The 13,098-nt window shown below is 49.0% G+C and carries 12 protein-coding genes and 1 pseudogene; 5 read left to right on the top strand and 8 right to left on the bottom strand.

What is annotated here, in order from left to right; all coding sequences use genetic code 11:
- Positions 1 to 3: 3 nt before the first annotated feature.
- Together SK54_RS12865 and SK54_RS12870 are read right to left on the bottom strand one after the other, a co-directional pair.
- Positions 4 to 1,668: an integrase gene (locus SK54_RS12865; protein ID WP_048247368.1), complete on the bottom strand. Its 1,665-nt coding sequence runs from the start codon at positions 1,666 to 1,668 to the stop codon at positions 4 to 6.
- Positions 1,631 to 2,710: a site-specific integrase gene (locus SK54_RS12870; protein WP_223411741.1), complete on the bottom strand. Its 1,080-nt coding sequence runs from the start codon at positions 2,708 to 2,710 to the stop codon at positions 1,631 to 1,633. The genes SK54_RS12865 and SK54_RS12870 overlap by 38 nt, the downstream gene beginning before the upstream one ends.
- A 694-nt stretch (positions 2,711 to 3,404) precedes the next feature.
- Between SK54_RS12870 and SK54_RS12875 the strand changes: the two are divergent.
- The 3 genes and pseudogenes from SK54_RS12875 to SK54_RS12885 form a co-directional block, all read left to right on the top strand.
- A pseudogene (locus SK54_RS12875) lies at positions 3,405 to 3,733 on the top strand (ISNCY family transposase); the annotation flags it as partial.
- Between the two features lie 428 nt (positions 3,734 to 4,161).
- Positions 4,162 to 4,608 carry a DUF3290 domain-containing protein gene (locus SK54_RS12880; protein WP_014069654.1) on the top strand — a complete coding sequence of 149 codons (447 nt, stop codon included), beginning with the start codon at positions 4,162 to 4,164 and terminating at the stop codon, positions 4,606 to 4,608.
- Between the two features lie 9 nt (positions 4,609 to 4,617).
- The gene (locus SK54_RS12885; protein ID WP_015570517.1) at positions 4,618 to 5,253 is read left to right on the top strand and encodes a DUF421 domain-containing protein; all 636 of its coding nucleotides are present in this window, start codon (positions 4,618 to 4,620) and stop codon (positions 5,251 to 5,253) included.
- 183 nt (positions 5,254 to 5,436) lie between these two features.
- Here SK54_RS12885 and SK54_RS12890 read toward each other — a convergent pair whose 3' ends face one another.
- The 3 genes from SK54_RS12890 to SK54_RS12900 all read right to left on the bottom strand — a co-directional run bounded on the left by SK54_RS12890 (position 5,437) and on the right by SK54_RS12900 (position 8,206).
- Positions 5,437 to 6,051: an NUDIX domain-containing protein gene (locus SK54_RS12890; RefSeq protein WP_082195373.1), complete on the bottom strand. Its 615-nt coding sequence runs from the start codon at positions 6,049 to 6,051 to the stop codon at positions 5,437 to 5,439.
- On the bottom strand, positions 6,051 to 7,343 hold the full coding sequence (locus SK54_RS12895; RefSeq protein WP_048247370.1) for a glycoside hydrolase family 28 protein: 1,293 nt from the start codon (positions 7,341 to 7,343) through the stop codon (positions 6,051 to 6,053). Before SK54_RS12895 ends, SK54_RS12890 begins: the two co-directional genes overlap by 1 nt.
- Positions 7,344 to 7,447: 104 nt before the next feature.
- On the bottom strand, positions 7,448 to 8,206 hold the full coding sequence (locus SK54_RS12900; protein WP_015570520.1) for a DeoR/GlpR family DNA-binding transcription regulator: 759 nt from the start codon (positions 8,204 to 8,206) through the stop codon (positions 7,448 to 7,450).
- 86 nt (positions 8,207 to 8,292) lie between these two features.
- Here SK54_RS12900 and SK54_RS12905 point away from each other — a divergent pair, with 86 nt between their 5' ends.
- Both SK54_RS12905 and tam read left to right on the top strand, forming a co-directional pair.
- Positions 8,293 to 8,877, top strand: a complete 585-nt coding sequence (locus SK54_RS12905) for an NUDIX domain-containing protein (protein ID WP_047050949.1) — start codon at positions 8,293 to 8,295, stop codon at positions 8,875 to 8,877.
- Positions 8,878 to 8,961: 84 nt separating this feature from the next.
- Positions 8,962 to 9,720, top strand: a complete 759-nt coding sequence (gene tam, locus SK54_RS12910) for a trans-aconitate 2-methyltransferase (RefSeq protein ID WP_048247373.1) — start codon at positions 8,962 to 8,964, stop codon at positions 9,718 to 9,720.
- Positions 9,721 to 9,726: 6 nt separating this feature from the next.
- Here tam and SK54_RS12915 read toward each other — a convergent pair whose 3' ends face one another.
- The 3 genes from SK54_RS12915 to SK54_RS12925 all read right to left on the bottom strand — a co-directional run bounded on the left by SK54_RS12915 (position 9,727) and on the right by SK54_RS12925 (position 13,085).
- A complete protein-coding gene (locus tag SK54_RS12915) occupies positions 9,727 to 10,917 on the bottom strand; it encodes a cytochrome c biogenesis protein/redoxin (RefSeq protein ID WP_048247375.1) in 1,191 nt (396 codons plus the stop codon).
- 135 nt (positions 10,918 to 11,052) lie between these two features.
- Positions 11,053 to 12,348, bottom strand: a complete 1,296-nt coding sequence (locus tag SK54_RS12920) for an ATP-binding protein (RefSeq protein ID WP_048247377.1) — start codon at positions 12,346 to 12,348, stop codon at positions 11,053 to 11,055.
- A complete protein-coding gene (locus SK54_RS12925; RefSeq protein WP_022651194.1) occupies positions 12,345 to 13,085 on the bottom strand; it encodes a response regulator in 741 nt (246 codons plus the stop codon). The genes SK54_RS12920 and SK54_RS12925 overlap by 4 nt, the downstream gene beginning before the upstream one ends.
- Positions 13,086 to 13,098 lie beyond the last annotated feature (13 nt).

Genomic DNA, 13,098 nt, shown 5'->3' on the forward strand with positions numbered 1-13,098 from the left:
CGTTTAGATAGCCCTCCGTAAGTTTGCTATTTCAATGCGAGCCATAACCTGATTTACATGCTGTTTCCGCCGTACTAATTCCTTGAGAAGTGGATGATTTAAAACGCCAGCATCATCGGCAACATCACGGACATTTTTGATTTCATCATTCAGCGAAAGAAATACTTTTTTGTGGTCTCCATCTATAAATGGTTTGAAATACAGGCAACCGTAACATCCACGACCCTGTGCAAAGGGGCACATGTCTTCTTCATAATTACATCCACCGAGATGGTAGTGAAGTTGCCCACCAATTGACCCTGCAACACTGCGGCCTTCCCATTCGCTGCTGTGAACCAAATTCCCAGTCAACATGAGTGCCATCATGTTCTTAAACACAGGGTTGCGACCCAAAGCTGCCTCACGAATATCAGCCAGCTCAGGGGTGGCTGCAATGTATCGATCTGCAACAACATAAGAGGATTGACCCAATATATAAGCTATCTCAGGAGCACTGGCACCACTCATTGCCATTGAGTGACCAACGTTGTGACGAAAGAGGCTTGCGGTATATACAGGTAGTTGATAATCATCGTTTTTTACTGCCTCCTGAATCTCCTGTGGTGAAAATCTGAAAAGCATTTTCTTTAATGACGCTTCCACCATCTTCATTGAAGATACTGTGATGGAAAACATTGGGTCGGTATCACCAATTCCAACTAGGTACTTATACAGTAAGATTAACTTTCCAAGTTCTTCCGGAATTGCGACTCGAACTCGATCGATAGTTAGTTTTGACTTTTTGGCATATGGCACAAGTACTGAATAACGCATCCCGTACTTATTCTCGGTATCAACGATAAAATCGCCTCCGGAAAGTTTACCGATCTGTACAGGTCTGGCCCCAATGTAATAAACTATGCCAATAATAATGCAGTCCCGTAATGTATCAATTTTAATGGTTTTCTTTACAGTTTCCAGATGAATGTTTTTATTTTCTTCAACATCAATTTTTGGACATAGCTTAGATGCCCAACGTTGAATGCCATTTTCTATCATTAGACATACTTCTTCTGGTATAACGAGGTCTAGGTTTTGGTAGCGAGCCCAGTTATTGTTCCTAGGGCGTGGCACTTCCAGCAATAGATCTTCCAGCTCATTACTGTCATCCTTACTTTCGAAGAATCCACTACGATCAAGTTTTCGTAACGCATAGAGGGTGTAATAGAACTGACTGCAGTCTGAGTGATTTCGCTCAGTCTTCGCAACCAGCATTTGCATTTTTTCAATAAGGCTTTCGCGAGTGATAACCTCAATTTGTTTGAAAGTTGTTGCAACAAACTGAGCAAATTTATCAGCAACACTTGCCGAGTTCTCATTAATGTACGCGATTGTTAAGTATTTCAAGAGCTTGAGTGGAACTGGTGATAAATCACAAAAGTATTTACCATTAGAGAATAATATAGCCACATTATTACCTGAGAATCTGTATCGCCAATCATCATGTAGATATAAATATCGGTCATCAAATTCTGTTGCACTTATTAAAAACAATCGTTTAGGGATCTGAATATTTTCAATCCATTCAAGCTGTTCTTTTGTAAAGTGAAGGGGAGGGGTTTTAAATAAACCACCCCCGGTGATACCGCTCTCAGTTGAATAGATCTTTGAATGAGAAGTCTTCGTCATAAATATTATCTTCTAGCAAGTTGTAGGTTTTTCTTTGCGAAATGTTTGTTTCTGGGGAAGCTAAATGCATATCTGAATGTTTCGTACGCTTATAGTTGCTCTGGTTACTCACCACTTCAATAAACCGCTTGGCATATCTTAATGGAACTTTACTGGTCAGTGACCAGCCGCCTAAAGCACGAAGTTGTTCAATAGCTGGTTCAAGTACTCCATTCATCCTTGCTCGAATACCATAGTCTTGCGCCAGTATAAGTGATTCACTCAGGAGACTATTGTAAATAAACTCAAGAGTAATATTAGCCCAAGTATGCCGCCCAACGTGTGGTGTTATGTTAACCATATTATTAATAATTTTATTACTTTTCGTACGATAATGAGGGAATAGGGCAATGAATGCCGGATCAATTTTTTCCTTATAAAATGTTCGAATTGCATCGTAAGTTAATGGAGTTAACCTACCTGAGCCTTTAATAAAAACAAATTCATGGTCATCAATTTTTTTCTCTTCAAATAATGGGGACCGATATTGCTCCATATAAATGGTAAAAATAATGAAGTCATCTTCGGTCAGTTCGATTTGTCGCTGTGAATGCTCAGTCTTGAGTGAAGGTTGTTGTTTCCTTGGATCAACTACATCATCTGGTAGATTTTGTACAATCAGGATGAAACGAATGTTACCTCGTGAGTCTGGAAGGGTTGGCCCCACGCAATCCTTCAACAACAATTGAACTTCACCAACACGTAAGCCATAGTTAAACATTAACCGGTGGATAAGGTAGTTACGGTATTGTTGAAATCCTGAATCGAATGGGTTTTGGGGATTAACCACAGCCGTGAATAATTCGCCGGTCTCGATATCTGAAAATTCAGGAGTGGAGGGGATTAACATGTTCGTTAGTTCGACACTTTGCTGACTGGTGATACTTTTGTATCGGTGTGCGGGTTCGTTCCTGGATACATCAACTCTGTTGAAGACCTTAATTCTGTCAGCGAGATCTCTGTGGTTCGCCTGGTTAATCTGGTGAGCTTCAACAGGTGACATATCCTGGTATGCCAGATTCATATATCTATAGTTGAGATACTTAAGGAATCGGCCAACGTTTCTGACGTGGTTACCATAGGTGGACTTGTTGGTTCTGGAGAGTGCAGAATGTAAAAACCCGGTAGAGATTATGTCGGTCTCGTCACTCAGGTGCTGCTTCCCGAGCAGGTAAGTAAAGAAGCCATCAAGCTCCCTGATAAAACAGGAGATATTGTAGACAGACCGATAGAAATCGTAGTCAAATGTTCGTTTGTGCTTCTTAAAGTAATAGACGTAAAAGAAGCGCAGCGAACACAGAATGTTTTCTTGAGTCCCCAGATGTTTCTTGCTCAGTTCATTCATTCCATAAATTGTGGCGAACATGACCGGTAGGGTAGTCACATCATCAACTATGAGATGAGTTCTCTGGTTGTTCCTCGATAAATGTAAGATGGAATATGCCATGAACTTAGCGGATGCCCCGTAATTTTTGCGTTATGAAGTCATCGTAAGTCCACAACTAAACTTTGGCAACTGACTGATTCATCGGTAAGTTCCTGAAAGAGAGGAACTCATGAACCTAAGAACAAACCCACCATATTTAACATAATATACATTATGCGCACTAAGGTTGTAACAGCAAAATTGTAATGTCCGTTCTGGGATAAGGATAAGTTAAGTGTACATCACATAGATTCACCATCGAGGGATTCTGATGACGGCACACGCAGCGGAGTTTTTCACTATGGACAAAGTTAACCGACTCAAAATCATTCAGGACGTTGTCGTCCAGCCTTTGACCACACTGATGGCCGCGCAGCGCCTTGATATTTCAGACAGTCACAGCCAACGCCTTCTGTTGCGTTACAATGAATCTGGCCCACTGGGTATGGCTGGCCGTCGTCGCAGGAAACCCGGCAATAATCAACTACCGGATGGTCTTGCCCGGTACGCATTCAATATTATCCGCGAAAGCTATACTGACTTTGGGCCTACGCTGCCAGCGAGGAACACGAAGAACTGCACGATGTTCACCTGTCAAAATATTGGGAAGTACATTGAGGTCTGGCATTACCCGGATGGCCGGAAAGAACTCAGGCTAAACGGAGTCATCCTTCCCTACTTCACTTATAATCGTATTCAGGAAATTGATTAGGCTGCTATCGTGGACAACAAGCGCCTCGGGCAGATTCCTTAGTTTATTAAGCTGGTTCAGGACAAACGTTAGAAGATTATTTATACTCTGAATTCTTTTTCCGGTAGTGAGTGACCTGTATGGAAGAATGATAAATGCCCGACATGAGCGAAGAACGGAAGTTCTGAATGCTACTAACATTGAGATGCCTTGAGTCATAACAAGCAAGTCAACATAGTTGGCTTAAGGATAATGATCAATTTCAGCTGATAACTAATAAATGGAAATGTTTTACTATAATAAAATGTGGTTTTGAGGGGTTAGGGATTGAACTTATATGAAATTTTATAGCATAGATTATCTACAAATGCAGTCTAATATCAATGATTATTTAAAATACATAGTTATATTTAGTACTTTATTTATCTTGATCGTTGTTTTTAGCCTGTATATGCGTCATCGCCTGCAAACCAAATATCGTGACTTAACAATCATAGTTTTCTTGTTTTTGCTCTTCATTTCTGGTGTTCAGTATGCTGATTATACTGATAGTCAAAATATACATTCCCAATCCTCGCAAATGGTTAATTTTGTTAGGCTCCTATCACAAAAAAAAGATGTGAATGTAAATGCTATATTTTCCAGTTCCGTACAACTCTCTGATGGCATTATCGTTAAAATTAGTGATGTTTTTTATCGCGTCAATTTGAGCCCGGATCAAAAAACATACAATTTAGTAGAGGTTTCGTTAGTAAACCCAGAAATAGAAATCATAACAAACTGAGGTGTGGAAATGATAATTTATTTACCTATCATTATAAAGTTGGGCCTGGGGATACTGTGTTTAATTGTTCAAATAAATCTTATGGGAAAAGGAAATCTGGCCCCCTCATCTGCAATGGACCAGGTTCAAAACTATGTGCTGGGGGGAATTATAGGAGGCGTAATTTACAACGAATCTATATCGGTTCTTCAATTTATTCTGGTACTAATCATATGGACTCTTTTGGTCTTCGCTCTTAAATTCCTGAAGGAAAACAATCGATTAATTAAAAGGATAATTGATGGGAAACCGATTACCTTAGTACACAATGGCAGTGTTAATGTTAAGGAGTGTTTACGGAATGGTGTTTCTGCAAATGATCTAATGTTCAAATTAAGAGCAAATGGAATTTATGAGATAGAACAACTAAAACGCGTCGTTCTCGAACAAAATGGGCAATTAACCATCATACAAAGTGGCGATGAAAATATACGCTATCCAATTATAGTGGACGGTTTGGCCAACCATGACCTGCTAGAAATCCTTAATAAAGACAGTGAATGGTTAGAAACTGAAGTTACAAAGAAAGGCTTCAGTAAAATTAGTGAAGTATATTTAGGTGAGTACTTGTCAGGTAGGATTAATTTATACGGATATGAAAAATAACATCCAAACAATAACACCATTTTATCAGGAGGCAGCCATTTCTGGTGTGCCTCCGCCTGAGAATATTGACATTAACGTCCGCTCCTGGCACAGATCAAATATTTGAGCTTTGCGCTTCCCCGGGCATCTGAACTTGGCTTTGACAATGATGTGGAGACTCAATATTAATCTAAAACGTTATGATTAAGAGAACATATTTTTTGTTCTCGCCAGCAGGAATGCCGTAACTGAGGTGGCGTCAGTGATTTTGCCGTCACGTATTAATTGAGCAAAGGCACTAATTTTAATTTTTTTCACCGTCAGGCCGTATTCTTCCTCCTCCAGTTGCTGGCCGGTAAATGTCAGCTCCGTGGCAAGGTAAATATGATAACCCTGGGCTGAATAACCCTGTGCGAGCTTTTGATAACCGACGTACTCCATTTTCCCGGCGCTTAACCCGGTTTCTTCTTTAAGCTCGCCTCTGGCAACGTCTTCAGGTGCAGCGTCGCGAGAACATTCCCAACTTCCCTGAGGGAGTTCTGTGGTTCTCTGGCCCAGAGGGTATCGGTATTGTTCAACCAGATAGATTTCATCATTCTCAACCGGAATGATGACCACGAAATCATCTTTTTCAATGACGGAATAAAGCCCCTCGCTCCCATTGGCTCTCAGAATCCGGTCTTCCTTTAGCGACATCCAGCGGTTACGATAAATCTGTCTCGATTCCAGTGTTTTTATCTCTTTCTTCACGGTAAGCCCCTGATTTATTTGCTTGTAGCTCTCTAACAGTAACGTTAACGCCTTCACCGTGCAATACATCAACGCTCATAACTGTCGTTACGGTCTTGCGTGTTCTCTACGGCAGTCACCTGCACATCCTTAAAGCGCAACCCATCCACACCGGAAATTTTCCCGAACTCTGACGCGTCAATCAAAATTCCGTCCAGCGTTAACCCGGTCACAGGACGCTCCGGATACCCCTCAATGAAAAATGCCCGCGAGAAATATTTGTTGTCTGAGCGACGCGCCGTCATATTTTTAATCGTCAGTCCGCTGACCGCAGTAAGACCGGCTTCGCCCTCAACACCTTCAGCCAGCTTGCGCCAGTGTTCTGGTTTATCAGATAAATTTCCCCGGTCGCCATAGCTGTACTGCGGAAACCAGTTCAGCTGGATCAGCACCGGAAAACGTACGTCCGTAAGATGTAAATTTTGGACGGTGATATCACGGATAAACCCGCCCCGGTTGCGGGCCGACTTAATGCGAAACCCGACGCCCGTACCGTTAAACGCGTTATCTTCTATCAGGACGCGTTCAATGCCGCCTGAAGTTTCGCTCCCCAGCGTGATCCCGGACCCCTTATTCAGCGTACATCCGCAAACCACTATATCCCTTGCGGTACGTGCTTTTTGCGCCGCTTCGCGTCCTCGTCCTGATTTGATGCAGATATTGTCGTCATTACAGGAAACAATGCAGCGTTCAACCCGCACCTGTTCACAGGAATCGATATCAATCCCGTCGGTGCTCGGTCCGGCAGAATTGCTGATTTGCACGCCCTCAACAGCGATATGGTGCGAATAACAGAGGTGCATGTTCCAGAATCCGGACTCCCGACTGGTAAAATCACGCAGCAGAATGCTCTGGCTTTCAAAGACCAGGATATTGCGCGGGCGCTGACAGTCGTAATCAACCACCCAGCGCAATCCTCTGGCGCTGTAATCGCCGACCATGCCGCTGCGCTCGTCATCGCCCCAGAAGCGTTGCCACCAGATAACACCCTGCCCGTCTATCGTGCCTGTACCGGTAATGCTGACGTTTTCACAATCGATGATATTAATAATGCCTGCCGGCCAGCGCATATCAATGCCGGCCACCCGGGTATTTATCAGGGGATAATCAGCCAGATCCTGGCTTCCAACGAGCTGTGCGCCCGCGTCCAGGTGAAGCGAAACACCGCTTTTCAGAAACAGTGCTCCGGTTAGAAAACGGCCTTGCGGAATAACAATGACATCGTTCTGTTGAGCGCTATTTATGGCCTGCTGAATGGCAGACGTTGACAGGTGTTGCGCGGTTGGGTCCGCGCCGCACGTCAGAATGGAGACCGCTTTCATGGCTTGTCCTTAAACAGATGAAAGCCTTAGTCTAGAAATCCGCGTCAAGGATAACCTTTGTCTGTTTGACAGCCACGCGGTCAGGCTGGCAAAAAAGCAGATATTTACTGGCTTGCGATCACCGCAACGCCCTTTTCTTTCAGAGCGCTCACCCAGCGTTCATCCGTTGTGTTTTCAACAACCAGCGTATTCACCAGCGACAGGTCGCCAATCACAAACGCCGAGGCCGTGTTGATCTTTTCCGGTGAGGCCAATACCACCGTTTCCGCCGCTCTGCCGGAAAATGCACGTTTGATGCACGCTTCTTCGTAATCTCCGGTGGTCAGCCCGGCCTCAGGATGAACGCCGGTGACCCCCATGAAGAACAGATCCGCATGAATATTATTGATGCCTTCAATAGCGGCCGCGCCGACCGTGACGATGGAGTGTTTATACAAACGACCACCAATCAGGATCACCTCTATGCATGGATGGTCGACCAGCCCCAAAGCGATACCCGGGCTGTGCGTCACCACGGTTATCCGTAAATCGGGTGGTAAGAACGTAATAAGTTCGGAGGTGGTCGTCCCGCCATCGATGATCACCACCTGCCCCGGTGAAATGAGCTGCGCGCCTCGCCGTGCCACGCGTTTTTTTGCATCCATTTTGACGGACTGACGCTCGGCAAAAGGCGCAATCGCTGACGATGCTGGCAGTGCGCCGCCGTGAACACGCTGCAAACGCCCTTCTGCCGCCAGTTCACGTAAATCCCGGCGGATAGTGTCCTCAGACACCGAGAAAAAGAGGCTTAGCGCAGTAGACTGGACCTGACCTTCCGCCTCCAGTTTTTCCAGAATCAACTGTTTACGCTGGCTTGTGAGCATGAATTATTCCTGTTGTTGCACGATATGCCTTGTATTTGCACGATAGTGCTGTTTATGATGCTTACTCTACGAGAGGAGAGCCAAACGTGCAATCAAAACGTGCAGATATACGCATCATCAACAGCGAAACGTTGTCCGACAACTGGTATAACCTGAAAAAATACACTTTTGACCTCCAGCGCAGCGATGGCGACTGGCAGCGACAAGAGCGTGAAGTGTATGACCGGGGGAATGGCGCGACGATACTGCTCTATAATCGCGACAGCAAAACCGTCATTCTGACGCGTCAGTTCCGTTTCCCGGTGTTTATAAATGGTCACGAAGAGGATCTCATTGAGGCGGCCGCCGGGTTGCTCGATAACCTTGACCCGGAAAGCCGGATTAAGGCCGAAGCGGAAGAAGAAACCGGGTATAAGGTGACGCGCATAGAGAAAATTTTTGAGGCCTATATGAGCCCGGGCTCGGTTACCGAGAAACTCTACTTCTATCTGGCGGAATATCACCCGCAGGATCGGACCAGCGCGGGCGGCGGCGTTAAAGCAGAGGGAGAAGATATCGACGTACTGGAAATGACGCTGGACGACGCGCTTCGGGGCATTGAAAATGGGCAGATTGTCGACGGAAAAACCATCATGCTGCTCTATCACCTGGCCCTGAAAGGCATTTTATAATATCTCAATTAGCCAGATACCTGCCCCGGCGCAGGTATTTGCCTGTGCTATTCTTGCTGAACACCTCAACACGGAGATGCGAAAATGGCCGACTGGGATCCCTCTCTTTATCTACAGTACAGCGCAGAACGCACACGTCCCGCCGCAGAGCTACTCGCCCGGGTGCCGCTTGCTGACATAACCTCTGCCGTGGATTTGGGCTGCGGGCCAGGCAACAGCACCGCGCTGCTGAAACAGCGCTGGCCTTCAGCGCAGATCGCCGGCGTGGATAACTCCCCGGCCATGCTGGAGGAAGCCCGGCAGGCCCTGCCAGACTGCCACTTTGTTGAGGCGGACATCCGGCACTACAAACCTGACCAGCCGCTCAGCCTGATCTACGCCAACGCCTCACTGCAATGGATCCCGGACCATTACCACCTTCTGCCACACCTGGTTTCGCTGCTCCAGTTAAACGGCGTGCTGGCGGTGCAAATGCCTGACAACTGGCTTGAGCCGACGCACGCCCTGATGCGTGAAGTTGCCTGGGAACAGGGCTACCCCGATCGTGGCCGCGAGCCATTGCCGGGTATCCATGCCTACTACGATATTCTGACGGAAGCGGGATGCGACGTGGATATCTGGCGCACCACTTACTTCCATCAGATGAGCTCTCATCAGGCGATTATTGACTGGGTCAGCGCGACAGGGTTACGCCCGTGGTTACAGGAACTCAACGAAAGCGAGCAGAAAAACTATCTGAAACGCTATCTTGAGCTGCTGGAAGAGCAGTATCCGCTCCAGGAGAACGGGCAGATACTGCTGGCTTTTCCGCGCCTGTTTTTGGTGGCTCAGCGGGTTCCGTAAGCCGGATCAGGAACGCGCTTCCTTGAGCAACTGCTGAATCACGGCCTCCTGCTTGTCATAGCTCCCCTCGCCAAACGCGGTGTAACGCAGTTGCCCTTTCGCATCGAAATAGTAATGTGCGGGCCAGTACTGATTTCCGAACGCGCTCCAGATTTTGTAGTTATTATCCGTCACTACGCGGTACGGCAACTGCCATTTGTTGACCGCGTTTTTCACCGATGATAACGGCTTTTCCCAGGGGTATTCCGGGGTGTGGACGCCAATCACTACCAGACCTTCAGACTGATATTTCTTCGCCCAGTCACGCACATGCGGAAGCGTATGCTGGCAGTTGATACAGTCCCAGGTCCAGAAATCGATAAGCACAACTTTTCCCCGCAAGGCCTCAGACGTGACAGGGTCACCGTTTACCCAACCCGTACCGCCGCTTAATGACGGTAGCTGGCTGCCCGGCGTCGTGTCAGTGACCGGTTGCAGTTTCACCTGCGTGGAGGTAGGTTGCGCAAGGCTCAACAGGGCATTTTCCAGCTGGTCGGCAATACCGTTGGCACCTTTCAGGGCTGAGGTCATCCCGCTGGCGTTGAACGCAACGGCGGCTAACATCATCACTCCCGCTCCCTGACGCAAACGCGCCATCAACGCGGATTTGGCCCTCAGAGGGGTTATCAGCTTACGGCCCCCCGCGACAAGCAGCCCCAGCATCAACGCGCACCCACTACCGTAAGCGGCTAACAGCGCTCCGGTTGCGATAGCCGAGTGGCCCGCAATATTAATGCTGAAGATCGCCCCGAGAATCGGTCCGGCACAGGGGGACCACAGCAGCCCAACGGCCAGCCCTGCCAGAAAAGCCGAAATCAGGCCGCGTCGCTGCATGCTGTGGGTGTTGAGAACGTTTCCCGCGCTGATCGCCGGGCGGGCTATGCGCTGAGCGAACTGCGGGAAGATCAGGGCCAGGGCGGCAATGCTCAGTACCAGGAGCGCAATCCAGCGACCGATAACGGTGGCGTCAGCGATCCACTCGCTGGCAACCGTTACTACCATCGCCACCAACATGAACATCACAATCATTCCCGCCAGAAGCGCCAGAATGTGTTTGCGCTGCCCCTGAAAGCCGGCGAACAGCAGAGGAATGACGGGAAGCGTGCACGGACTGAGCAGGCTAATCATGCCGCCTAAAAAAGCGATTATCATAAACATAACGACCTCACGATACGGTTGCTGCGAAGATGCAGTGAGGTCATTTCATCGTACGAATGTGTTCAGGCTGTGTGTGAAAAGCTGGATTTTGTCTGCCTGCGTATCGGCGCGGGGTGCAGATACACAGGCGTACAATTAACCGCGCGGAAGGATCACGCTTACGGCCAGCCCTCCCTCTGCCCGGTTTGCAAGATGCAATTTCCCGTCAAGCTGGGCGGTGAACTGCGCGGCAATGGCGAGGCCTAACCCGGTGCCGCCCGTTTCCCGGTTGCGCGACGTTTCAACCCGGTAGAACGGCTGTAACACCGCCTCCAGTTCTGCCTCCGGGATGCCAGGGCCGTTATCCATAATGCGGATCGCTACCTGCCTTTCATTTTCATCAATCTCAATTACCGCGCTATCGCCAAACTTCAGCGCATTATCGAGCAGATTGGTCATTACCCTGCGCAATGCCTGGGGACGAGTGACGATCGGCAGACGCGCATTGCGTGCATGAAACTGCACGTTTTTACCAATGTCCTGATAATCACTGGCGATGCTGTTAACCCACGCATTCAGCTCCAGCTTCAGCGTGGTCTCTTCCAGGGATTCTGATGACCGGGCATAGGCAATCCCCTCCCGTACCAGGCGCGACATATTATCCAGGTCGCTCAGCAGCTTATCGCGGAGTTCGGGCTGATCCGCCATTTCGATCCGCAGCTTCATGCGCGTGATGGGCGTCTGAAGATCGTGAGAAATGGACGCCAGAATCTGCGCGCGTTCACGCAGATACGTCTGTATCCGCGACTGCATCTCATTAAAAGCGTGCGCTGCCTGGCGCACCTCAACCGGACCTTTTTCAGTCATCGGAGAATGGGCCGCAGGATCGAGGGAATCAACCGCGCGCGTGAATTGCAGGAAGGGCCGGACAACCTGGCGCACGGCAACCCAGGAGCAGAGCGCGACAAGTAACAGCTGAAGAACCAGCACCACGGGCAACCAGCTGGCGACAGGCGGCATGCGCGGGATCAGATCGATGGTGAGCGGTGCGCCGTCGCGGAGCGTCAGATGGGCCTGAATATGGGAAATCGGCCCCGGCACCGCCGTAAAGTGGAGCGGATATTGTGCTGAAAGCGTCTCTTTCAGGGTGCGAATCGCGTCCCGCGAGCGCTTGTCCGTTGGCGCGGCGCCTGCCTCGCCGGGGCCAAGGATATAACGATAATTACCGCGACTGAGCCGTTCCAGCCACTCTGGCCGCTCTTTGGCCGGAAGCCGGTCGAGAATGGCCACGCTGGTCGCCACGTCGTTCTCAAGATTGCCCAGCATAACCGTACGCGCGCTGCGCATTCGCTCAACCATGACCAGCGTCAGGCTGAGCGCGTTAGCCAGCAAGAGTCCAAGCAGCACAATGATCAGCAGCCGGGCCAGTAAGGTGCGGGGCCACAGCGTCATTCATTGGCCTCGACGATGGTCACCGGCATGGTAAAAACGTAGCCTTCGCTGCGAACGGTTTTAATGTAGGCGGGCGTGCGGGCATCTTCATTCAGACGCTGTCGCACGCGGCTCACCAGGAGATCAATCGAACGCTCAAACAGCTCGGCATCACGTCCCTGCGTCAGGTTCAGCAGCTGGTCGCGGGTCAGCACCCGTTGAGGATGATCGAGGAATACGCGCAAAAGGCGATATTCCGCCCCGCTGAGCGCCACAACCATACCCTCGTTATCAATCAGATGACGCGCCACGGTATCCAGCTGCCATTCCCCGAACACCACCAGGCGCCCTGCCTCGGTCACCTGAAGATTAGGCGGCATAGTACGAAAACGACGCAGGATAGCTTTGATACGCGCCAGCAGTTCGCGGGCCACAAACGGTTTCACCACGTAATCGTCGGCGCCCATCTCCAGCCCCAGGATGCGGTCCGTGTCCTCGTTGCGCGCGGTGAGCATCAGGATCGGCAGATCCTTATGCCTGCTGCTGCGCAGCTGTCGACACAGCGTCAGGCCATCATCGCCGGGCATCATCACGTCCAGCACCACCAGGTCGATATGCTGTTTGTCGAGCACTACGCGCATCTCTTTCCCGTTCGCCGCGCCAGAGGCGTGGTAGCCGGATTTCACGAGGTAATCGACAATCAGCTCACGAATATCCCTGTCGTCATCGACGACAAGGATGTGATCAATATGCTCCACCGCAGGCTCCCTG

The sequence above is a fragment of the Enterobacter sp. MGH120 genome, assembly GCF_001037725.1.
GTDB classification, from domain to species: Bacteria; Pseudomonadota; Gammaproteobacteria; order Enterobacterales; family Enterobacteriaceae; genus Enterobacter; species Enterobacter hormaechei_C.

Bases quoted from the DNA above. Each gene is read 5' to 3' on its own strand.
- tam (WP_048247373.1), top strand. From the start codon at position 8,962: ATGGCCGACTGGGATCCCTCTCTTTATCTACAGTACAGCGCAGAACGC.
- SK54_RS12865 (WP_048247368.1), bottom strand. From the start codon at position 1,668: ATGACGAAGACTTCTCATTCAAAGATCTATTCAACTGAGAGCGGTATC.
- SK54_RS12885 (WP_015570517.1), top strand. From the start codon at position 4,618: ATGATAATTTATTTACCTATCATTATAAAGTTGGGCCTGGGGATACTG.
- SK54_RS12880 (WP_014069654.1), top strand. From the start codon at position 4,162: ATGAAATTTTATAGCATAGATTATCTACAAATGCAGTCTAATATCAAT.
- SK54_RS12870 (WP_223411741.1), bottom strand. From the start codon at position 2,710: ATGTCACCTGTTGAAGCTCACCAGATTAACCAGGCGAACCACAGAGAT.
- SK54_RS12895 (WP_048247370.1), bottom strand. From the start codon at position 7,343: ATGAAAGCGGTCTCCATTCTGACGTGCGGCGCGGACCCAACCGCGCAA.
- SK54_RS12920 (WP_048247377.1), bottom strand. From the start codon at position 12,348: ATGACGCTGTGGCCCCGCACCTTACTGGCCCGGCTGCTGATCATTGTG.
- SK54_RS12890 (WP_082195373.1), bottom strand. From the start codon at position 6,051: ATGTATTGCACGGTGAAGGCGTTAACGTTACTGTTAGAGAGCTACAAG.
- SK54_RS12915 (WP_048247375.1), bottom strand. From the start codon at position 10,917: ATGTTTATGATAATCGCTTTTTTAGGCGGCATGATTAGCCTGCTCAGT.
- SK54_RS12900 (WP_015570520.1), bottom strand. From the start codon at position 8,206: ATGCTCACAAGCCAGCGTAAACAGTTGATTCTGGAAAAACTGGAGGCG.